Source organism: Turicimonas muris (genome assembly GCF_002221595.1).
Classification (GTDB): domain Bacteria; phylum Pseudomonadota; class Gammaproteobacteria; order Burkholderiales; family Burkholderiaceae_F; genus Turicimonas; species Turicimonas muris.
This window is the reverse complement of the sequence record NZ_NHMP01000002.1, coordinates 293,091-313,778: the sequence shown is the minus strand read 5'-3', so window position 1 is coordinate 313,778 and position 20,688 is coordinate 293,091. Positions and strand designations below refer to the sequence as shown.

The 20,688-nt window shown below is 45.4% G+C and carries 16 protein-coding genes; 4 read left to right on the top strand and 12 right to left on the bottom strand.

Features of this window, described 5'->3' with window-relative positions:
- Positions 1-55 precede the first annotated feature (55 nt).
- Together ADH67_RS04755 and ltrA are read right to left on the bottom strand one after the other, a co-directional pair.
- Positions 56-1,162 (bottom strand): amidohydrolase, encoded by a 1,107-nt coding sequence (locus ADH67_RS04755; protein ID WP_066591748.1) that lies wholly within the window; start codon positions 1,160-1,162, stop codon positions 56-58.
- 204 nt (positions 1,163-1,366) lie between these two features.
- Positions 1,367-2,692 carry a group II intron reverse transcriptase/maturase gene (ltrA, locus tag ADH67_RS04750; RefSeq protein WP_066591653.1) on the bottom strand — a complete coding sequence of 442 codons (1,326 nt, stop codon included), beginning with the start codon at positions 2,690-2,692 and terminating at the stop codon, positions 1,367-1,369.
- A gap of 658 nt (positions 2,693-3,350) precedes the next feature.
- On the opposite strand from ltrA, the gene ADH67_RS04745 reads away from it, so the two are divergent.
- On the top strand, positions 3,351-4,277 hold the full coding sequence (locus ADH67_RS04745; RefSeq protein ID WP_066593728.1) for an autotransporter outer membrane beta-barrel domain-containing protein: 927 nt from the start codon (positions 3,351-3,353) through the stop codon (positions 4,275-4,277).
- A 79-nt stretch (positions 4,278-4,356) separates the two neighbouring features.
- Positions 4,357-5,541 carry an MFS transporter gene (locus ADH67_RS04740; RefSeq protein ID WP_066593731.1) on the top strand — a complete coding sequence of 395 codons (1,185 nt, stop codon included), beginning with the start codon at positions 4,357-4,359 and terminating at the stop codon, positions 5,539-5,541.
- Here ADH67_RS04740 and miaA read toward each other — a convergent pair.
- Entirely contained in the window at positions 5,534-6,439 is a 906-nt protein-coding gene (gene miaA, locus ADH67_RS04735) for a tRNA (adenosine(37)-N6)-dimethylallyltransferase MiaA (protein ID WP_066595833.1), read from the bottom strand. The two genes, ADH67_RS04740 and miaA, sit on opposite strands and share 8 nt — an antisense overlap.
- A gap of 36 nt (positions 6,440-6,475) precedes the next feature.
- Positions 6,476-8,380 (bottom strand): DNA mismatch repair endonuclease MutL, encoded by a 1,905-nt coding sequence (gene mutL, locus ADH67_RS04730; RefSeq protein WP_066593733.1) that lies wholly within the window; start codon positions 8,378-8,380, stop codon positions 6,476-6,478.
- 176 nt (positions 8,381-8,556) lie between these two features.
- Here mutL and ADH67_RS04725 point away from each other — a divergent pair, with 176 nt between their 5' ends.
- Positions 8,557-9,213: a VTT domain-containing protein gene (locus ADH67_RS04725; RefSeq protein WP_066593736.1), complete on the top strand. Its 657-nt coding sequence runs from the start codon at positions 8,557-8,559 to the stop codon at positions 9,211-9,213.
- A gap of 119 nt (positions 9,214-9,332) precedes the next feature.
- On the opposite strand, the gene ADH67_RS04720 is transcribed toward ADH67_RS04725, so the two are convergent.
- From ADH67_RS04720 to tkt, 4 genes are all read right to left on the bottom strand, one after another.
- Entirely contained in the window at positions 9,333-10,142 is an 810-nt protein-coding gene (locus ADH67_RS04720) for a MetQ/NlpA family ABC transporter substrate-binding protein (protein ID WP_066593737.1), read from the bottom strand.
- 506 nt (positions 10,143-10,648) lie between these two features.
- On the bottom strand, positions 10,649-11,857 hold the full coding sequence (locus ADH67_RS04715) for a phosphoglycerate kinase (protein WP_066593738.1): 1,209 nt from the start codon (positions 11,855-11,857) through the stop codon (positions 10,649-10,651).
- Between the two features lie 56 nt (positions 11,858-11,913).
- The gene (gap, locus tag ADH67_RS04710) at positions 11,914-12,927 is read right to left on the bottom strand and encodes a type I glyceraldehyde-3-phosphate dehydrogenase (protein WP_066593740.1); all 1,014 of its coding nucleotides are present in this window, start codon (positions 12,925-12,927) and stop codon (positions 11,914-11,916) included.
- Positions 12,928-12,930: 3 nt separating this feature from the next.
- The gene (gene tkt, locus ADH67_RS04705; RefSeq protein ID WP_066593742.1) at positions 12,931-14,922 is read right to left on the bottom strand and encodes a transketolase; all 1,992 of its coding nucleotides are present in this window, start codon (positions 14,920-14,922) and stop codon (positions 12,931-12,933) included.
- Between the two features lie 217 nt (positions 14,923-15,139).
- Here tkt and ADH67_RS04700 point away from each other — a divergent pair, with 217 nt between their 5' ends.
- Positions 15,140-15,853 carry a 16S rRNA (uracil(1498)-N(3))-methyltransferase gene (locus ADH67_RS04700; protein WP_066593744.1) on the top strand — a complete coding sequence of 238 codons (714 nt, stop codon included), beginning with the start codon at positions 15,140-15,142 and terminating at the stop codon, positions 15,851-15,853.
- A gap of 76 nt (positions 15,854-15,929) precedes the next feature.
- Here ADH67_RS04700 and ADH67_RS04695 read toward each other — a convergent pair whose 3' ends face one another.
- The 4 genes from ADH67_RS04695 to ADH67_RS04680 form a co-directional block, all read right to left on the bottom strand.
- Positions 15,930-16,766, bottom strand: a complete 837-nt coding sequence (locus tag ADH67_RS04695) for a transglycosylase SLT domain-containing protein (protein WP_066593746.1) — start codon at positions 16,764-16,766, stop codon at positions 15,930-15,932.
- A 335-nt stretch (positions 16,767-17,101) separates the two neighbouring features.
- Positions 17,102-18,301, bottom strand: a complete 1,200-nt coding sequence (locus tag ADH67_RS04690; protein ID WP_066593748.1) for an MFS transporter — start codon at positions 18,299-18,301, stop codon at positions 17,102-17,104.
- A gap of 155 nt (positions 18,302-18,456) precedes the next feature.
- A complete protein-coding gene (locus ADH67_RS04685; RefSeq protein ID WP_066593751.1) occupies positions 18,457-19,452 on the bottom strand; it encodes an asparaginase in 996 nt (331 codons plus the stop codon).
- 10 nt (positions 19,453-19,462) lie between these two features.
- A complete protein-coding gene (locus ADH67_RS04680; RefSeq protein ID WP_066593754.1) occupies positions 19,463-20,677 on the bottom strand; it encodes a hypothetical protein in 1,215 nt (404 codons plus the stop codon).
- Between the last annotated feature and the right edge of the window lie 11 nt (positions 20,678-20,688).

Genomic DNA, 20,688 nt, shown 5'->3' with positions numbered 1-20,688 from the left:
AAAAGAGAAGGATGATGCCCAATTTTGAAGCACCATCCTTTGTTAGTTTTTAAGATTATCCGTTAATCTTACGGATGAATTCCACCAAGAGTTGTGAAGCTAACGGCAAAACAGAGTCGTCGAAATGCATATCTCTTGCGTGAAGTCCCGGAGTTGCGCCACTTCCTACTCCAAAATAGATGGTTCTGACTTCAGGATTTGCAATTTTGTAGAAGTGGAAGTCTTCGCCGCCTCCTCCGCAGTCATTGGCTAATGCTTTTTCTCCAAACTGTTCAACGATGGTTTTCTTCATCAGGTCAACCAGTTCAGGATCGTATTCGGGATCCGGACAATAGTCAATGATTTCGCTGGAAGCCTCCGCACCGAAAATTTCTTTAAGAGCACGGCATGATCCCTTCATTTTGTCAAGAATTTGCTGAAGAGCTTCATTATCTTGAGCACGGATGTCAAAAATAACCTTCACATAGCTCGGGATGGAATTAGTTGCCCCTTTTTCCGAATGAATCTGAGTCGGTTTAATGGACCAAGATTTATTCGGATCTACCTTAATGAGTCCGATTGCCGTTATTAACTGGCTGGCTGCTTCGATCGGATTAATGCCAAGATGAGGACGTGCAGCATGAGCCATTTTACCGTTAATCGTAATTTCTGCAGTCGCGCAAGCAACATGATTAACAGAGGCGCAGAAAGTGTTGAACGGAATGTCTTGAACCGGCCGAATATGAGAGCCGACAACAATATCAACACCGTCAAGAACATGGTCTTTGATCATGTTCTGAGCGCCTGTCAGGCTTTCCTCCCCCGGTTGAAATGCCAAGCGAAGCTTACCTTTCTTCAAAGTATTTCTGAGTTCCTGAGCGGCTCCGAGAAGAACTCCGCAATGAGCATCATGCCCGCAGGCATGGATAGCGACCGTTTTTTCCGGATCGTTTTCATCCGGATACGGCAAAGCATCCATATCCGCGCGAATCATTGTCGTAGGACCGGGAAGTCCTGAATCAATATCAACAGTTACGCCGTAGCCGCCGACATGGTCTTTAACGTTGAAGCCCATTTCACGGAGCTTCCCGGCAATATATTCTGATGTTTTCTTTTCTTGATTGGATAGTTCAGCTAATTCGTGAAGATCACGTCTGAAGGAAACTGAATTTTGGTAGGTCATTTAGAGAGTCTAAATAAGACGATCGGCCGGTCTCAACAGAGCCTAATCCTCCGATCGGATAATGGCAAGATTGTATTGCTGCTTGGAGCAAGAATCAAATATGGAAAACGCTCAGATATGAAATCGAGTAGGGCCGGTTATTACCCGTCCCTCTCACACCACCTGGCATGCCGTTCGGCACCAAGGCGGTTCCAGTAAACATCCCTACGTTCCAGATGCGGTTCGCAGGGCCTTTTCTAAACTGTACCATCCCTCTGATTCCAGCACATTGTTGCTTAGACCGGTTTGTAGGGGTCTGCAAGTGACGATGTGCCAGTATCGATTACTGGAATAAGCAAATTTTTCTACGTTTGGAGCTTTGTTCCACCTTAGCTTCAGCTCACGGTATCGATTTGCCGGCTTCTTCCACTGTTTCCACAGAAGTTGCCGAACCCTTCGCCTAATCCATGAGTCTAGGTCCTGAACCCAGCTTATAGGAACTGCCTTTTTAAAGTAGTTGGCCCACCCTCTGAGTTTCAGCCTCAATTTCCTCTTTATCCTGTCTATCCCTCCTCGGGCACGTCTGTCTAGCAATATTCTCAGGGATTCCTTGAGCTTCTTGCGTTTCTTTACGTGCACAGTAGGGAAGTATCGGTATTGCGGGAATTTCATCTTTTTAGCCTTTGAGACTTTAGTCGTGAAGCTAAAACCTAGGAATTGAACATCGGGGCTTCCTACTTTTAGAATTTTTGTCTTGTCCTCGTTGACTCTGAGGTGAAGCTTGCTCTCGATGAATTTCTTAATCCACTTAAGTGCTCTCTCCGCGGCTTTCCTGCTTTTGCAGAAGATGACGGCGTCGTCGGCGTATCTGCATGCTCTCATGTTCTTCTCACGGAGTTTTATATCCAGTTCATGAAGAACTACGTTCGCACACACGGGAGATATAACACCCCCTTGTGGACAGCCGAGTCGATTCGCTTTCCCAACTTTCCCTTCCTCGCTAATCGGCGCTCGAAGGAATTTATGGATTAGAGAGATTACACGTCCGTCCCTTATCCTTCTGGATAGGAGTTGAACTAGGAAATCATGGTTAACCGTATCAAAGAACTTACGTAGGTCGATATCGATTACCCATTCGTATCCCTCTCGAATATGCTCCATAGCTCGCCTTACGGCTTGCCGGCAGTCCCTGTTGGGTCTGAACCCATAGCTGTGATCCACAAAAATCTTTTCGTATTCCTCGCTCAGTACTAAGGCTATTGCCTGTTGCACAAAGCGGTCGATTACCGTGGGTATCCCCAAGGGACGTTGCTCCCCGTTGTCTTTTGGGATGTAAACCCTCCTTATAGGCGAGGGCTTAAAAGTACCTTGAAGAATTTGCTCTGTAAGTTTCCCAGGGTTTGATTTGAAGTAGGCTCTCAGCTCACTTGTTTCCATGCCGTCAACACCGCATGAACCTTTATTTGCTTCCACCTTCTTCAGAGCCTGCATTAGGTTCCCTCTGGCGAGTATCCTTTCGAGCGTGATTTCTCCAAATGTTTCGCTACTCATAAGTTCCGTCTGCTTGGTGTCATCGAACTCCTTTGCTCTTAACTTTCGTGTTCCGCACTATCCTTCAGAGCCTAGGTGTACTTCCTTTTTTTCCATTCTTGCCTTGCAGCGTTCCTCCTTTCACGGTTTACTAGTTCGGTCCTTCCCCCTTACTCTTGGGTACTATGACCTCTGCTGACTTCTTGCCATTCGTTGTTACTACCCCTGTCGGAGCTGACAAGACCTCCTCGGGTAAGAGTGCACTCTTTCACCTCATGTAACTGCCGTCTTTACATTCGCAGATTCCGGCTAGTTTTCGGACTTCGAATTATTTTGCATTCTCATCCTCTGCGCCTGCCTATAGACGATTTCTGTTCGTCAGTTCAAGGTTTTGCTATCTGCTTCTTTCAGCCTGTACATCACTGCACACACCTTGCAGATTCGCTAGCTCTTCCCACTAGCGGGCGAGCTCGGGACTTTCACCCTTTAGATTGCACTCATGCCGAGCACACAGAAAGCGGCCGCATAAGCGGTCGTTTTCTTTTCGATGGCCGTCCAATCAAAGATTTGACGTTTGTTTGGCTTTGACCTTGCTTGTATACTTAGTCTTATTAGCCATAACCAACGTCCCATCTGCCAGTAGTTAGGCAGAGAATGACTACAACTTAATTAAAGAATCATGAAACTTTCACAACTTTCCGCTTTACTCTTATTAGCTGTTTCTGCACCGTCCATGGCTTTGGTGACAACCGCTAACCGGTATGACGTAAGCAACATCAACCAAGATATCATTGAATCTCGTTTATCCATGTCCGGCCCTCTGTTCAACGGCTGGAATGTTCAATACAAGCAAGGGGATCCTTGGTTAGAAGGCTTTGGTTACACCCATCGAATCAGCCACGAAGACATGAGAAATAAAGGTGCCGGGCTAATTCTCGGTTACGACCACGTCATTGCTGACAGCTTCCGTCTCGGTCTTTCAATTAATGGAGGAGCCGGCAAGCTAAAACGTACCGGAGAGGATGAGGAAAAATTAGATTCTCATTGGGGCGGCGCCAACCTTTACTCCACTTGGAAAGGACAAAGAGTTAACGTCATTGCAAACCTCGGTTATCTCTATAGCAAAGATAAACCTGATTTCAGCCATGTCAAAGGATCCTCCATCAACGCCGGCATCCGCTTTGAAACTAGCTTCGTTGCCGGAGGTATTAGCTGGGTTCCTTATTACAGTGTCCGCTTTACTCATCTCAAAAACGACAACTACACAGACATTGAGGGAGATACTATCCACCTCGGAGATCAAAACATTTGGCAATTCCCGGTCGGCGTGAATGCAGGCTATGAATTTACCTGCGGTGGCGGCTGGAGAACAAGAACCATGTTGGATTTGGCTGTCATTCCTACTGCCGGTAAGAGAAAAGTAAATGTCAGTACAGAAGATGATTTCTACAGCACAAGATTTGCAGACTCCATCTCTTTCCGAGGCAAATTCGGAATTGAAACTACTAAAGGTCAGCATGCATTCGGGTTGACCTACGGTGCAGGTGCAGCCCCGCACGGCAGCTTCAAACAAGACTTGATGGTTAACTATCAATTCATGTACTAAAGCTAAAAAGGGCTGAGGCACCTGCCTTAGTCCTTTTCTCCGATAAGAACAACGAACACCTCTTCTCTAAGCAATCTGTATGAACAAAAACGGCTGGATAATCCCGCTTATTGTCTTAACGGCATCGGGTTTCTTGATGGAACTATCTTTTACGATGGTCACACCGTTTTTGCCTCTCTATCTTGTTCAAGACCTTAAGGTTGCTCCGGATGATGTCAATCTTTGGTCCGGGGCAGTCTTTTCCGTCACCTTCTTTATCAGCGGACTATTAGGTCCTGTTTGGGGAGTTATTGCAGACAGAAAAAGCCGTAAATTAATGGCTTTGCGGGCATCAGTTTGTTTGGCTATAAGTTATACGCTTTGCGGCCTCGTCAGTACCGTCGAAGGGCTGTTTGCTGCAAGAGTTTTCCAGGGCCTTTCCGCAGGTCTTTATCCTGCCCTTCTCGCTCTTGTGGCCACCACAATGCCGAACAATAAAATCGGATTAAGCATGGGTTTACTTCAGGGAGGGATGACAATCGGAGGAATCGGAGGTCCTTTCATCGGAGGCGTACTTTCCACTCAATTCGGCATGCGGAATTCTTTCTATATTGCCGGAGTGGCATTAGCCATTATTACCGTTTTAATTTTCTTTTACTGTAAAGAAGGAAAACACGAACCCATTAAAGAGAAAAAGCCATTTTTTGATTTTTCCGTTCTTAAGTCTCCTGCCATCATGCAGATGCTGATAGGCTCGGCTGTCATTTATGCGGCTTTGTTTTCTCTTCAGCCGATTTTCCCGCTCTATATTGCTGAACTTCAAGGAAGCATGGATAACATTACCCTCGTGGCGGGAACCGTTTTTTCGATCAGCGGAATCTCCGTCATGATTGCTTCTCCTTTATTAGGAGCCGCCGGTCAGAAGTTCGGTTTTATGAAAGTCCTCCTGATCTGTCTTGTGCTTTCCGCTGCAGTCATCGCTCTCCAGGTGGTTCCGGACAGCGTGGAAGGTCTGACCTTCTGGAGATTCTTAGGCGGTTTTGCAGTTGCAGGCTTAATTCCGACCGTTAATGCCATTCTGTCTCAAGTCTGTCCTCCGGAAGAAAAAGGACAGATTTACGGATTCAATTTCCTGACCGGACACGTTGGAATGGCACTTGGTCCGCTTATTGCAGCTTGGGCTGCCGGAGTCTGCGGTTACGCTTTCGTTATTGCCGCTTCCGGCCTTATTCTCCTTCCCTACGCAGCTTGGTTAATTCTCTGCAATCGAAAAGCCATTAAGTAGCCGCAAGACGGCACGCTTCTAAGAAAGTATTTTCGTTTTCCTGTGAAGTGCCATTTAATAAAGTAACGTCTTTCATCGACCTCAGCCAGGTGATTTGACGTTTAGCTAACTGACGGGTAGCCGCGATCCCAGCTTCTTTAAATTCATCAAAGCTTGTAAGTCCGTCAAGATAATCCCACGCTTGACGGTAGCCGACGCAGCGTATGCTGGAATGATCTTTTGTTAGGCCCGGTATTTCTTTCAAGCTTCTGACCTCATCAAGGAACCCGTTTCCCAACATCTGTTCAAAGCGAAGGGCAATTCTTCGGTGAAGTTCTTTCCTGTCTTCGGGAAAGAGAGCAAAGGTCGGAATATTTAACTCCGTTCCTTTTGCTTCTCCAAAAAAAGAAGTCAGCGGGCGCCCTGATAAGTCATAGACCTCCAGGGCCCTCGAAATTCTTTGTGTATCGTTTGGAGATAAGCGCCGGGCTGAGTCCGGATCGACTTTTTTAAGCGCTTCATATAGGAAAGAAAGGCCTTTTTCTTTAAGCAGATTTCCAATCTTATCCCTTACTTCCGGTGTGCTAGTCGGCAATTCTGACAAACCTTCCCTCAGTGCTTTGGCGTAGAGCATCGTCCCGCCCACTATAATGGGAAGACGTCCTCTGGCTCTTATTTCTTTTACCAGTCTTTCGCAGTCGGAAACAAAACTTGCGGTCGAGTATGCCTCCGTCGGCTCAATAATATCGATAAGGTGATGAGGAACTTGTTCCAGCTCTTCTTTTGTGGGCTTTGCGGTTCCAATATTCATCTTTTTATAGACCAGTGCCGAGTCAATGGAAATAACTTCGCAAGGCACCATCTTGGCAGCTTTTAACGCAAGTGCGGTCTTTCCGCTGGCTGTCGGTCCGAGAAGCATCACCGCATCAGCATCTTCCAGTTTTTGAGTCGTCAATTATTTTCCCCGCATAAAGAAGCCGTCGAGTTCTCGATGAGAAATCTGAACCCAGGTTGGACGCCCATGATTGCATTCGTCTGCACGATCAGTTTTTTCCATGTCTCTTAAAACGGCATCCATTTCAGAGAGGGTCAAGAGCCGATTTACGCGAATTGCAGAGTGACACGCAATCGTTGCTAATACTTCATTTCGTTTTTCTGCAAGAACAGATGACTTTCCGTACTTTCGCATGTCTTCGAGAACATCACGAACCAAATCTTCGCCCTCTTTGCCGATTTTGGAGTCGAGCATGACAGGGGCTCCTCGTAAGCTAAGCTGTGTCGGACCAACGGCTGATAAATCCAGACCCAACTCGGCGATTTGGTCCCTACACTCTTCAAATACTGCCATCTGCTCTTCGGTGACGCTGAAAACATAGGGAATTAGGAATTGTTGAGTTACAACCTCTCGTCTGTCGAAACTTTTCTTCAGGCGCTCATATACGATTCTTTCATGAGCGGCGTGCATGTCGACAATGACCATGCCTTTATCATTTTCCGCAATGATGAAAGTACCGGCTATCTGTCCTACCGCCCTTCCCAAAGGCTGGTAGACCTCATTTTCTGCCTTTACTTCTTCAGCGACGCGAGATGATGTACCGGCGCAGAGATCTCCTGCTTCCTCGTCTGCCTCCATAGAGTAAATAGTCTTAGGAAAGCTTGACTGAGCAGAAACAGCAGAACGCTCATTCTTTCCGTAAAAATCTAAGTAATGCTGGTAGCCGTCATCTCCGCGCAATGTGTATTCTTTTCTCGGCGAAAAACTATTTTCTCCCACGCTCCCGTAGGCAGTCCGTTTTGGCTCGTCCTCCTGAAGTCCCGTAAAACATTCCTTTTCCGTGAGTTCGCCTGTCAATGGATCCGCAAGAACCGACTGAGATATTGCGTTTTCCACTGCATGAAATACGAACTGGTGAATAGCAGATGAGTCTCGGAATCTGACCTCATTTTTTGTTGGATGAACATTAACGTCTACCTTCAGCGGGTCAATCTCTAAAAACAGGCAGTACAGGGGCTGAGAAGAACCGTGCAAAACATCTGCATAGGCTTGTCGGAGAGCATGAGTAAGCACCTTGTCCTTAACAAAGCGTCCGTTAACATAGAAGTACTGGCAGTCCGTACGGGTTTTAGCGGCTGTCGGCAAACAAACCCAACCGTACAATTTGACTGAGGGAGTTTCGGCACTGACAGTGCGATGAGCTTCTAAAAATTCTTTTGGCATCATGCGCTCTAACCTGGCCTCTAAAGTTGAAGGAGGGAGAGACAACACGCCTTTGCCATTTGCAAAAACTGAAAAATCTATCTCCGGGTTAGCCAAGGCGATGCGTTTGATACAAGTCAGGCAATGTGCCTGCTCAGTTGGTTCTCCTTTTAAGAATTTTCTGCGGGCCGGTGTTTTATAGAAAAGATCCGTGACCTCGATACGTGTTCCCTTCTTCAAAGCCGCAGGTGTAATTTCTTCTTTAAAAATAGAGAAGCCGTCCGACCCTTCAACTTTAGATGAGAGATGAAGATCGGCTACGCTGGCAATGGATGCTAAGGCCTCGCCTCGAAATCCCAAACTCGAAATAGATTCAAGCTCATCTAAATTTCTAACCTTACTGGTAGCGTGACGCTTTAAAGCAAGCGAAAGCGACTCTTTCGGAATCCCGCAGCCGTTATCCTGGATCAATATTCGTTTGATGCCGCCGCCGTCCAATCTAATTTCGACATGAGTAGAACCCGCGTCAATGGCGTTTTCCAAAAGTTCTTTCACTACGGAGGCAGGTCTTTCAATGACCTCTCCGGCTGCTATTTGACTAATAAGCTGGTCAGGAAGCTCACGAATCTCCCGAAAAGCTCTTCTTTTTTCAGTTTCGATCATTCCGGTATTGTATATCCGAAAGTTTTTTCTGTTTTGCCATCTTCTTGAAAACAGAGAGAATTTTTCGGCTTCAAGTCTATTTCTTTTGAACCTGCTCTGGTACTTATCCTGCTTAGTGAAAAAATTCTTTTTCGTCTAGAATTACGTGGTCATGTGACTCACTGAGAAAGTTTTTAATGGAATTCCTTAACCTAGCGATTGAGCTTTTTAGAAACGCCGATCAATTTATTCTTCATATTGCCGAGGCCTATGGGATCTGGATTTACATAGTTCTCTTCCTTATCTTCTTTGCAGAAACCGGCATTGTCATTTGCGCTTTTTTGCCCGGTGATTCTCTCCTTTTTATTTCGGGGGCAGCCGCAGCAACCGGAGTCATGAACCCGATCGCTCTCATTCTGATTATTACAGCCGGTGCCATTGTCGGAAACACAACCAACTTTTACATCGGATCGTGGTTGGGTAAAAAAATCTACGACGGCTCGATTGGATGGATTGATCAATCTGCTCTTCAAAAGACACATTCTTTCTATGAAAAACACGGCGGTAAGACTATTGTTCTTGCCCGTTTCGTTCCGATTGTTCGTTCCTTCGCTCCGTTAGTTGCGGGGGCCGCTCAAATGAACACCGTTAAATTTGAACTTTACAGCGGTTTCGGGGCCCTCTTCTGGGTAGGCTCTATCGTTGGAGCAGGATATCTTTTCGGCAATATCCCGTTTATCAAAAACAATCTTTCTCTGATTTTAATTGTCGGTATCTTGGCTGCACTCGGACCATTCACGATTGCCATGTGCATCCAATTGTGGAAAAAATATTTCGGTCCCAAAACAAGTTAATTAATCGGCCTCAGAATTGCCTTCAGCTGTCTTCCGCTCCCGGAAGACAGCTTTTCTTTTGAGCTCATCAAACTCAGCCTCTTGTTGATTAGCTCTTTTAACTCAAAAAATTTCTTCTCTTATTCCCAGGCGGGTACAACGGCACCCTTAAACTCCTCCTTTATAAACTTAGCCACTTCCGGAGATTGGAAGGCTTTCACAAATTTCTTAACCTGCTCATCGTTTGCATTATTAGCACGAGAAGCGATGACAATCAAAGCGTACGGAGCATCCTTGGATTCAAAGTAAAAACCTTGTTTCTGAGGAGATAAAGATCCGCTGATTGCATAGTTCATCGGAATGCAGGCAAAATCAACATCCTCTAAACTTCTTGGCAGCTGTGCAGCCTCGAGTTCTTTAAATTTCAATGTCTTCGGATTTTCAATAATCTCATGAACAGTAGCGGTACCGCCGGCACCGGCTTTCAGCTTAATGAGACCGGCCTGTTCAAGAAGGATCAAAGCTCGGCCCTCATTGGTCGGATCATTTGGGACGGCGACCGTTGCGCCTGCAGGAATTGTCTCCAGGCTTTTAATCTTGTTAGAGTAAAAGCCCATCGGCTGTACCACTGCTTTGCCAATATTCTTAAGGTCGCTACCTTGCTGTTTGTTAAAGTTATTCAAGAAAGGTTCATGCTGATAGACAACCACGTCCAGAGCTCCTTCAGCCAAGCTCTTATTCGGCGTGATGTAATCGGTGAACTCAACTACCTTCACGTTTAGGCCGTCTTTCTTTGCAACTTCAGCAGCTTTTTGAACATTAGCAGCGTGCGGACCGGCAGTTGCTCCTACCTTCAGCTCGGAAGGTTTCTTATCCTGGCAGCCTGTCAAAGCTAAGGCGGAAACAATGACGAGAGAGGAAAGCAGCTTTAAGGTTTGTCTTTTTAACATGATGATTCCTTTGAAAGTAATAAGAAATTAGAAATGGAGATGCCTAGCGTGTCGTAAAACTCGGCGGACACGCGAATTTGATGGGAAACTAATTTCAACAATAACTTCTCGAACTCTGCGGAGGTACAGAGAAAGTTTGTGTGAGTTGTAGATACTTTTATGTCTGTAATTGCCGAATTCATGATCTTTTGCTAATTAAATATATTTAAAAATATATTTATTCTTTATAGAATTTTCGATAGAAAAATATAAAGATGCCCAATCCTTTAAGGGAATTGGGTTAGCACATTCGGCACATTCGCGGAGAAAAATCAATAGCAGCAGCGGCGTTGGTAAACGCTTCATAGCCGGCTGTGTTATTGATATAAGACATTTTTTTGAACTTAATTTCGTTTCAACGAAGATTAGTTTATTAAAAAAATCGCGTTTTTTTCTTTTTCAAAATACTTTTTGCAAAAAGCCGGGTTTTTACCGGCTTTTTGTTCATCATGAGGTTTCAGCAAAAATTATTTTTCAAATCTTGCTTCGAGAGCTGCAACGGCAGGAAGTGTCTTGCCTTCCAAGAATTCCAAGAAAGCGCCTCCGCCTGTAGAAATGTAGGATACTTTATCTGCTACGTCGAAGGCCTTTGCAGCAGCAATGGTATCGCCGCCGCCGACGATACTGAATGCACCGGCCTTAGTCGCTTTAGCAATTGTACGGGCTAAATCATGTGTTCCTTCCTTGAAGTTATCCATTTCGAATACTCCGAGAGGACCGTTCCAAATGATAGTCTTTGCGCCATCCATCACGCCGCGAAGCATCATGCTTGTCTTAGGACCAACGTCAAGAATCATTTCATCATCTTGAATATCGTCAACGTCACAGATTCTGAAACCGGCGTCGTAACCGATATGGCGAGCAACAACAACGTCAACAGGAAGCGGAAACGGAAGCTTTCCTTCCTTAGTTTTCATCACTTCCATAACCTTCTTGCATTCATCAACAAGTTCCGGTTCAGCCAAAGACTTACCAATCTTCTTGCCTTGAGCAAGCAAGAATGTGTTAGCGATCCCGCCGCCGACAATTAAGGTGTCAACCAACGGAGCTAAGTGAATCAAGATGGTAAGTTTAGTAGAGACTTTAGATCCACCGACAACAGCAACAAGCGGATGTTCGGCGCCTCCGACAGCTGCAGTCAAAGCATCAATTTCTTTAGCCAGAAGAGGACCTGCGCAGGCAACTTTGGCGTACTTAGCCATACCTTCTGTAGTGGCTTGAGCACGATGGGAAGTACCGAAGGCGTCATTGACGTAAATGTCGCAGAGAGCAGCCATTTTCTTAGACAGCTCTTCATCATTTTTCTTTTCACCGACGTTTCCCCGGCAGTTTTCAAGAACAACGACTTCACCGGGTTCAACATCAACACCGTCAACCCAGTTTGTAGCAAACTTAACTTCTTTACCGAGAAGCTTGCCGAGGTAATCAGCTACGCCCTTTAGGCTGTCGTTCTCAGTGAGTTCGCCTTCTTTAGGACGGCCGAGGTGAGAACAGACCATTACTGCAGCCCCACCCTCCAAAGCCATTTTGATAGCTGGAAGAGACTCACGAATGCGGTGGTCGTCAGAAATTCTGCCTGTCGGTCCGCGAGGCACGTTTAAGTCAGCACGGATGAAAACTCGCTTACCTTTAAGTTCGCCGTCTTTGGCTAATGACTCTAATGTCTTAACTTTCATTTCTAATCCTGTAAAAAGGAAACCCGAAGATTTCTTCGGGCTCCAAATCGAACTAATTACTTGGCGTTATACATTGCGGTTGCTGTGTCGAGCATGCGGTTGGAGAAACCCCATTCGTTGTCATACCAAGCAACGGCTTTCACGAGAGTTCCGTCGATAACCTTAGTCAAGGTTGCATCGAAAATAGAAGAATACGGAGAATGGTTGAAATCAGAAGAAACTAGAGGCATTTCGTTGTAGCCCAAAATTCCTTTGAGTTCTTTAGATTCAGAAGCTTCTTTAAGAATCTTGTTAACTTCTTCTACAGTTGTCGGACGAGTTGCGTTGAAAGTTAAATCGCAGACGGAGACGTTGATTGTCGGAACGCGCATTGCGTAACCGTCAAGCTTGCCTTTCATTTCGGGAATAACTTCACCGACTGCCTTAGCAGCGCCTGTCTTAGTCGGGATGATGTTGTGGCCGGCAGCTCTGGCTCTTCTCAAGTCTTTGTGTTTAACGTCTGTTAAAACCTGGTCGTTTGTGAAGGCATGAACGGTTGTCATCATGCCGTCTTCAATACCGATTTTTTCCATCAAAGGCTTAACAAACGGAGCCAAGCAGTTTGTTGTGCAGGAAGCATTGGAAACAACGACGTCGGTGGCCTTCAATACGTCTTGGTTAACACCGTAAACGATAGTGGCATCAACATTTTTACCCGGGCATGCGATCAATACTTTCTCGGCTCCGGCTTCGATGTGGGCCATGCAGCTTTCTTTATCGCGGAAAGCGCCCGTGCACTCTAAAACGATATCAATATCCAAATCTTTCCAAGGAAGCTTGCGCGGATCACGTTCGGAAACCATTTTGATGCGGTCGCCGTTAACAACAAGGTAACCGTCGTCCCAAGCTACATCGCCGTTGAATCTACCATGAGCTGTGTCGAACTTAGTAAGATGGACTGTGGCTTCAGGTTTGGCTGTATCGTTGATAGCGACAATCTTCATATCAGGCCATTTCTTTTCTTCATAGAAAGCACGAAGAACCATACGGCCGATACGGCCATAGCCGGTAATTGCTACTCTGATAGTCATCTATTATTTCCCCTTGTTAAGTGTGGTTTTGACAGTATTCACGATATTTTCAACAGTGAATCCATAAAGTTTAAACAGATCCTTGGCAGGTGCTGACTCTCCGAATTGATCGAGTCCGATTACAGTACCGTTGCCTTTGACGTATTTCCACCAAAGTCCTGTGGAAGCAGCTTCGATAGCCACGATTGGCAAGCCGTCGCCCAAAACGTCAGTCTTATAGGCTTCATCTTGGCGGTCAAATACGGTTGTGGAAGGCATGGAAACCAAACGAGCCTGAACATTTTCAGCGGTCAAAATCTTTCTGACTTCGGCAGCAAGTGCTACTTCGCTGCCTGTAGCCAAAAGAACAACTTCGGTTTGTTCTTTGCCTGCAGAAGCTTCTTCCAAAATGTAGGCGCCCTTTGCGATGTCATCTGCGTTAGTTTCTTCTCTAACCATGAAAGGAAGGTTCTGGCGAGAGAAAATCAAAGATGTCGGGCCGTCCTTTCTTTCGATAGCGCTCTCCCAAGCAATAACGGTTTCAACGGTATCGGCTGGTCTCCAAACATCCATGTTCGGAATCAGTCTCAAGCTGGCCAAGTGTTCAATCGGCTGATGAGTCGGGCCGTCTTCTCCTAAACCGATAGAGTCGTGGGTATAGACGAAAATTGTTCTGAGCTTCATCAAAGCTGCCATTCTCATGGCATTCTTCTCATAGTCGGAGAATGTCAAGAAAGTTGCGCCGTATGGAATGAATCCGCCGTAGAGAGCAATACCATTCATGATGGCGCCCATACCAAATTCACGTACGCCGTAGTTGATGTGACGGCCAAGCATGTTGTCGGCTCTTAAAGCCTGTACACCGTTCCAGTTGGTTAAATTGGAACCGGTAAGGTCAGCAGAACCGCCGACTAATTCAGGCAAATGCGGTGCCAATTCATTCAAAGCCATCTGGCTGGCTTTTCTGCTGGCGACCGTTTTTTCTTCTTCAACAGCCTTCAAGATGGCATTAAAAGCAACATCATCCCAATCAGCAGGAAGTTCGCCGTCCATTCTGCGTTCTAACCCAGCGGCAAGTTCCGGATAAGCTTCCTTGTATTTGGCATAAAGATTATTCCATGCAGCTTCTTCCATGTCGCCTTTAGCTCTGGAATCCCAAGCTTCATAGACTTCTGCAGGAATTTCAAAAGGACCGTATTCCCAGCCGATGGCTTTTCTGGTTACGGCAATCTCTTCATCGCCGAGTGCTTCTCCGTGGGCTTTGCTGGTGCCTTGTCTATTGGGAGAGCCGAAGCCGATGATGGTTCTGCAGTCAATCAAAGTCGGTTTGTCGGACTTCTTAGCCTGAGCAATTGCTTCGGAAACCGCTTCGGCGTCATGACCGTCGATAGGACCGATTACATTCCAGCCATAGGATTCAAAACGTTTGCGGGTATCATCAGCGAACCAGTATTCAACCTTTCCGTCGATAGAAATACCGTTGTCGTCATAAAGAGCGATAAGTTTATTGAGCTTCCAAACGCCGGCCAAAGAGCATACTTCATGGGAAATTCCTTCCATCAGGCATCCGTCTCCGAGGAATGCGTAAGTGTAGTTGTCGATGACGTCAAAGCCAGGACGATTAAATTCGGCCGCCAGCATTTTTTCTGCTAAAGCAAAACCGACAGCGTTTGCAATTCCCTGTCCCAATGGGCCTGTGGAAGTCTCCACACCTGGAGTTACACCAACTTCCGGATGTCCCGGTGTTTTGCTGTGCAGCTGACGGAAATTCTTGAGGTCATCAAGGCTCAAATCGTAGCCTGAAAGATGAAGAAGGCCGTACTGAAGCATGGAACCGTGACCGTTGCTTAATAAGAAACGATCTCGGCCGATCCATTTCGGATTATTTGGGTTGTGACGAAGATGATTTTTCCAGAGGGCAACTGCGATATCTGCCATTCCCATCGGCATTCCCGGGTGGCCAGACTTTGCCTTCTGTACTGCGTCCATGGCTAATGCACGTAAAGCACTAGCCATAGTCTTAGCGGAGACTGATGATGTCATGATAGAAAGATAAATATATTTAAAAACCTGCCGTGGGGCAGGAAGTTCAAGACTCTGCCATTTTACCAAGATGAGTACGCATATAACATACTGAACTTAGTTCAAAATATTTCAAAGTAGAGCTCTTCGGGAAAAAAGACTACAAACAGTATTATTCTTACCTAATTCCACAAGAGAAGTTCGTAAATTTATGCCGAGATTTTATGTTCCCGACATCGCTTATAAAGTCGGCGAAGAAGTTGTTTTGCCTCCGGAGGCCATACACCATGCAATGAGAGTTTTGCGCATGCGCGAAGATGATGAGGCCGAACTTTTTGACGGCAACGGAAAGTCAGCAAAAGGCACGATCCACTTTGCCAAAGACTTCGCGTCCGTAAAGATTTTAGAAACTGCATTCACCCAAGAAAACTCTCTAAAAATCGTCCTTCTTCAGTCCTTAGTCTCTAATGAAAAAATGGACTGGATTGTTGAAAAAGCCTGCGAGCTCGGAGTAACGGAACTTATCGTCTTTCCAGCCGATCGTTCTGAAGTAAAGTTAATAGGAGACAAACTTCTTAAAAGAATAGAACGCTGGAACAAAATAGTCGTCTCAGCGTGCAAACAATGCAAAAGAAGTGCTTTGCTTAAAGTTTCCTGGCTTCCCTCCCTCCAAGATTTCAATCCTGAAGGAATCCAGAAAAATTTTATTATGATACCTCAAGCCACTCTTTCAGAGAAAGCTGAGGAAAAAATAGAGTCAGTTTCTTTTGCAATCGGACCTGAAGGCGGTCTTTCCCAACGAGAGATCCAGCTTCTGATGGAGAAAGGATTTGAGCCGAAACAGCTAGGCCAATTCGTTTTCAGAACTGAAACCGCCGGAATTGTGGCTGCCTCTTATGCCCACACATTATGGGACTGGAATTAAGATCCTTTTGATGGACACATGCTATAAGAGCTTTTCTTCGCGGAAGAAAAGCTCTTGAAAAATGTGGTTAGATAAATTAATTTGTAGCACTCACACTACCATCAGGATTGATGTGAGTGGAATATGAAGCCAAGTGCTTAGTTTCTTTAGCCGGAAGAACCTTCTTCCCGCTCCTCGCCATTTTTAACGCTGTCGAAACATCTCCGGAAATCGCATAACGAAGATTGTCTCTCATCACCAATACCTTATTCCCGTAGCCCTTATCAGTTCTATGATTTGCTGCGCCAACGTAGAATTTCAGTCCTTTAGCCAATGAACCTGTTTTGTTGATGTACTCTCGTAAAATCTCAGTACCGACTTCGATTCCAGCCTCAATATTGTTGGCTGCTTTAAGACCTCCAAACCGTTTGTATTTCGAAGTATGCACACGTACATGAACCTGCATCAAACCTTTCGCTCCTGCAGCGCTTTTAGCATTCGGATTAAAAGAAGATTCAATAGCAATAATTGACAGAATCAACAAAGGGTCAATGTCGTATTTCTTTCCGGTAATGAAAGCCTGAGCTACCGCTTCTTTAATATCTTGTTCCTTTGCTTTAGTAAAGTATTTTGATATGAAAGATACAGCACGCTCTTGAATGACAGATAATCTGTCTTCTTCGTTTTCTTGAGCAACAAACGGTTCCAGATCCAAATTCAAATAAGAAAGGACCTTTTGACTAGCCGCCTCTGAGTTAGTTTCAGTAGCAGGTGCCTCCACACAAAGCGAGTTTATGTAGTAGGTAAGAAGACAAAAACCAGCTGCTACGAGAAAAAACTTGCGAAACTTGACGGCTGCGCTCATTGTTTTTGACCAACGGCGACCAGCTGTCACAACACCGGCTCCTTCGGATAGTGTATTTTTATCAATCATTTAAAAATTATCTCATAGGGTTTTTCTCTTGAAAACCAAAGAGAAGCAATGATTAAGTGAAATTGTGTAGGCAGATGCAATTAAATGTGACACCTAAATTGGGGATGTTTTTTCTTGAAATTTTTCCTTCAACCTTTGACTTTAGTGGTTCAATCCAAACTCTTAAGAAAAAAAAATTGGACATTTTGGGTTCTTAAGATTGTTAAATATATTTACATTTTATCGAACTCGGTTACTTCTCTATATTGCCCAAGTAAGCAAAATCCCAGTTAACAAGTTAAAAACGTTATAGCTTTGTCAAAAATTCTTCTGGCAGAAGCAATCTCCATTCCATATCAGCCTTTATTTGGTGTTCTTTTTTGAGAGTCCTCGTCTCCGCCTCCACTGCTTTCAGAGGACAAATAAGCGAACAGGACCATTAATACCATTGCAATAATTGAACAACCGCGAACAGCGAGCTCTGCCCCGAAGAACTTTGCCGAGAGGCCCAAAATCAATTGTCCTACCGGAACAAGTCCCAGCATCACGGCTAAGTACATGGCAGAAAACCGTCCTCGATAAATGTTGGGAGCTTTACGCTGAACCGCATTATTGGCAGCCGCCAAAGAAAAAGTTAATGCGGCACCGGCAACTAAAGCGCAAATCCATTGGGAACCTAGGGACTCCAGTGCAGGAAGTACGGCAAAACCGATACACGTAATCCACCCGCCCATCCAGACAGTGGTGACGTGATTAATGATTCGCTTGTTTTTCTGCATAAGCACGGCAGCAGCAACCGCTCCAAACCCCAAACCGGAAGACATAGAACCGAAACTTACCAGCTCAGAACCCTTCAATGAAATTGCCGGTAAAAGCGCAACTGACGGCATCACTAATATAGAAAGACAAGCGACCTGAGGCAAAACTTCTTTAAGCACCTGGTATTTAGCAAAAAGTTGTCGAGAAGTCATCCCTGTGCTTTCTTCTCTTTCCTGTTGTGTCGTTGCATTCGGAATGCGGACAACGGCCATGATGTAGATCATCGGGATAAAGCAAATCGCATTCATGGCAAAGCACCAGCTGTTGCCGACGGACTCAATAATTGCAACAGCTAATAAGGGTGCAAAGGAACGAGCTACGTTCATAATCAGCGATTGGCGGGCTACAGCTTGGGAAACAGTTTCTCCGCTTTCGACCAACATTGAGTGCAGAGCTGGCCCGTCAACGGAACTGATTATTCCGAAACATAAAGCTAATACGGCCAAGATAGTTGGGGTCAAATGGTTGTGATAAGCCAAGAAAGCCGTTATTGCCGCCACACAGCAACCCAAAGTTTGAGTAACTAAAAGGATTTTATGTCGGTGAAAACGGTCGGCAACCTGTCCGGCTAAGGGAGCAAGCGGAAGAGTCGGCAGAGCAGAAAGCAATGCGATTGCACTTAGCCATATAGGCGAATGAGTAAGCGTCCATACAACCCATGACAGTGCCATCCCATGGACAAAACGCCCTAACGTCGAAAAGCTGTATGCATACCAAAAGTAACTTTTCCCTTTCAAGGCTCATCCTCTCTTTCTCTGTGTTCAGCGAAATATTCTAGATTAGTTACGAGCCCCTACGGTAAAACCCGACATCCTTCCTTCCAAAAAAAACCGGTCATACAAAATGGCCGGCTGCTTAAAAATAAAAGCTAGTATTTCATGTCAAATCTTTTCTACACATCCATGAGTTTTTCCAATTCCTCTCTATTGCCTGCTAACTCCGGTTTCTCGGACAAGATAACCATTAATTTAAGACGAGCTTTTGCAGCTGAGGTTTCTCCTCCACGGATTGCCCCTTTGTTTCTGCTGTCAGTGACCGAACCCGGATAGGCGTAGACCTGGTAAGGACGGCCTCCGTGAGTTCGGGTAGTTATGACAACTACAACACCTTTGTCTGTTGCGTCTTTAATTCCTTCTACCATCATCGGCGGAATATTTCCTCTGCCGAATCCTTCAACAATGATGCCTTTGCAGCCTTTTGCGACAGCGTAATCGATGTAATCTCGGCCGATACCTGTCTGGGCCGGGACAATATCAACGCGTGCCGTGAGAGATTCAGGAGCGAAAGTTTGACGATTCAAAGGCTCTCTTCTGAATACAACTCTGTCTACATCGCAGTAACCAATGGGCCCCCACCATGGAGAGGCAAAAGTAGCAGGGTTGGCAGAATGAGTTTTGCGGACTTGTCCGGCTGCATGAATAGTTTCATTGAGAAGAACCATCACGCCTTTCCCTCTAGCTTCCTCGCTAGCTGCTGTCTTTACTGCACAATAGATATTTGCGGGACCGTCAGGACTTGTATCTCCGGCACCTCTCATTGCAGCAGTAAGTACAACTGGCTTTTCGCTTTGATGAAGCAAATCCAGCATGTAAGAAGTTTCTTCCACTGTGTCAGTACCATGTGTAACCACAGCACCAGCCACATCATCACTTTCTAAAGCTTCATTAATCATTTTTGAAAGCTGGAACATCATCTCGGGAGTCATTCCAGGGCTAGCGATATTGGAAAACTCACGAACTTCGACATCAGCGACTTTATCTAAACCCGGAACAGCCGCTGCCAAATCTTCTCCGCTCACGGCAGGAACAAGGCCATTAACCTTGGGATCGTATTTCATAGCAATTGTGCCGCCGGTTGTAAATACGATGACTTTCTTCTTTCCGCTCATTATTAACTCCTTATAGATTGAATTGTTTCTTAATCTCAGCTAAGCGCACTGACGCTTCTTGTTTTCTTCCGTTTAGAACTTCGATTCCTTTGATGATTAAATTTACATATCTGTCTACATCATCTAAGGAAAGCGTAGGAAGCACTTCTTGTTCCAACTGGCTGTTCGGAATAAATAAGCTTAATACACAGCTGGTGCCGGGAATACAGCCCACTCCGCCCATTACCTTATGGATAGAGTTAGACATGAAAGTCGTACCACCTAAGTCTTCACTCGCAAATCTATTAAGTTCTGCAGCTATCTTTACCTTTTCAAACGAAGTTGTAGCGGCGGAAAACTTCTTTCCGAGTTCCTGAATGTACTCTCCCTGCTCTTTGGTGAGCGACTCCATGGCACTCTCAGATCTGCGCAGCAGCTCAGGACGATAAATTGTTGGATAACCTAGATTTTCTGCACCCTTCAAAAGACATTCTGCAACCACTGAGTTGTCATGTTCCTCGTTTCCTCTGATAAGGAAAGTAGGTTTTGTAATTTCTGATGACACAGGTTGTGCACAAACTTTTCCTTCGATTACAAACGAAGGCAAACCATCAAGCCCGAGCTTTTGCATCAGCTCAAACTTGCCAAAGAGGTTAACATTACCTTCAATATCTTCATTCGGCCCTAGTCCTCCGACGGAAGCGTTAGTCAGACCCATTACTGAAACGTTAATGCCGTTAATGTTTAATCTGGCTCCTATGACTTTGCCGCAATTTCCTTCGACTTCTTCATTCGAGGTCAGGAAAAAGTCGGGATACTGCTGCAAAAAGCTGTCCATAGCAGCATTTGCCACTGCTGTCTGAAAAGCAACCGGAACTTCCATGGCACCTTGCCCAAGAATTCTTCCAAAAGCTTCGCATGCAATAGCTTGAGAATTGATAGCTTGTTTTCCGAGAGCATAAGAAGAAAGTCTTTTTTCAAAAGCTGTAATACCTCTTCTGGCAAAAGCCTTCCCTATCCCTCCGCTCTTAGTTTTAACTTCAAAATAGGCGTCTTTACGCCCGGTTTTAACGTTTATTTCTACTATTTCCAAATCAATACCCGTTGCTCTTTGAAGCAACGCAGTCACTGCGCTTAACCCTCCTGAATCGTCCTGAATAAATCCAAGATGGCTATTTGCATGACCATATCCGGCGTGTCCCACAATTCCCAGCTCGGTTTTGCCCTCTTTAATTAATTTAATCATTGACGCTCCCA

Bases quoted from the DNA above. Each gene is read 5' to 3' on its own strand.
- ADH67_RS04755 (WP_066591748.1), bottom strand. From the start codon at position 1,162: ATGACCTACCAAAATTCAGTTTCCTTCAGACGTGATCTTCACGAATTA.
- ADH67_RS04720 (WP_066593737.1), bottom strand. From the start codon at position 10,142: ATGTTAAAAAGACAAACCTTAAAGCTGCTTTCCTCTCTCGTCATTGTT.
- mutL (WP_066593733.1), bottom strand. From the start codon at position 8,380: ATGATCGAAACTGAAAAAAGAAGAGCTTTTCGGGAGATTCGTGAGCTT.
- ltrA (WP_066591653.1), bottom strand. From the start codon at position 2,692: ATGAGTAGCGAAACATTTGGAGAAATCACGCTCGAAAGGATACTCGCC.
- tkt (WP_066593742.1), bottom strand. From the start codon at position 14,922: ATGGCTAGTGCTTTACGTGCATTAGCCATGGACGCAGTACAGAAGGCA.
- gap (WP_066593740.1), bottom strand. From the start codon at position 12,927: ATGACTATCAGAGTAGCAATTACCGGCTATGGCCGTATCGGCCGTATG.
- ADH67_RS04745 (WP_066593728.1), top strand. From the start codon at position 3,351: ATGAAACTTTCACAACTTTCCGCTTTACTCTTATTAGCTGTTTCTGCA.
- ADH67_RS04725 (WP_066593736.1), top strand. From the start codon at position 8,557: ATGGAATTCCTTAACCTAGCGATTGAGCTTTTTAGAAACGCCGATCAA.
- ADH67_RS04740 (WP_066593731.1), top strand. From the start codon at position 4,357: ATGAACAAAAACGGCTGGATAATCCCGCTTATTGTCTTAACGGCATCG.
- ADH67_RS04695 (WP_066593746.1), bottom strand. From the start codon at position 16,766: ATGATTGATAAAAATACACTATCCGAAGGAGCCGGTGTTGTGACAGCT.
- ADH67_RS04680 (WP_066593754.1), bottom strand. From the start codon at position 20,677: ATGATTAAATTAATTAAAGAGGGCAAAACCGAGCTGGGAATTGTGGGA.
- ADH67_RS04685 (WP_066593751.1), bottom strand. From the start codon at position 19,452: ATGAGCGGAAAGAAGAAAGTCATCGTATTTACAACCGGCGGCACAATT.
- ADH67_RS04700 (WP_066593744.1), top strand. From the start codon at position 15,140: ATGCCGAGATTTTATGTTCCCGACATCGCTTATAAAGTCGGCGAAGAA.
- ADH67_RS04715 (WP_066593738.1), bottom strand. From the start codon at position 11,857: ATGAAAGTTAAGACATTAGAGTCATTAGCCAAAGACGGCGAACTTAAA.
- miaA (WP_066595833.1), bottom strand. From the start codon at position 6,439: ATGCTTCTCGGACCGACAGCCAGCGGAAAGACCGCACTTGCGTTAAAA.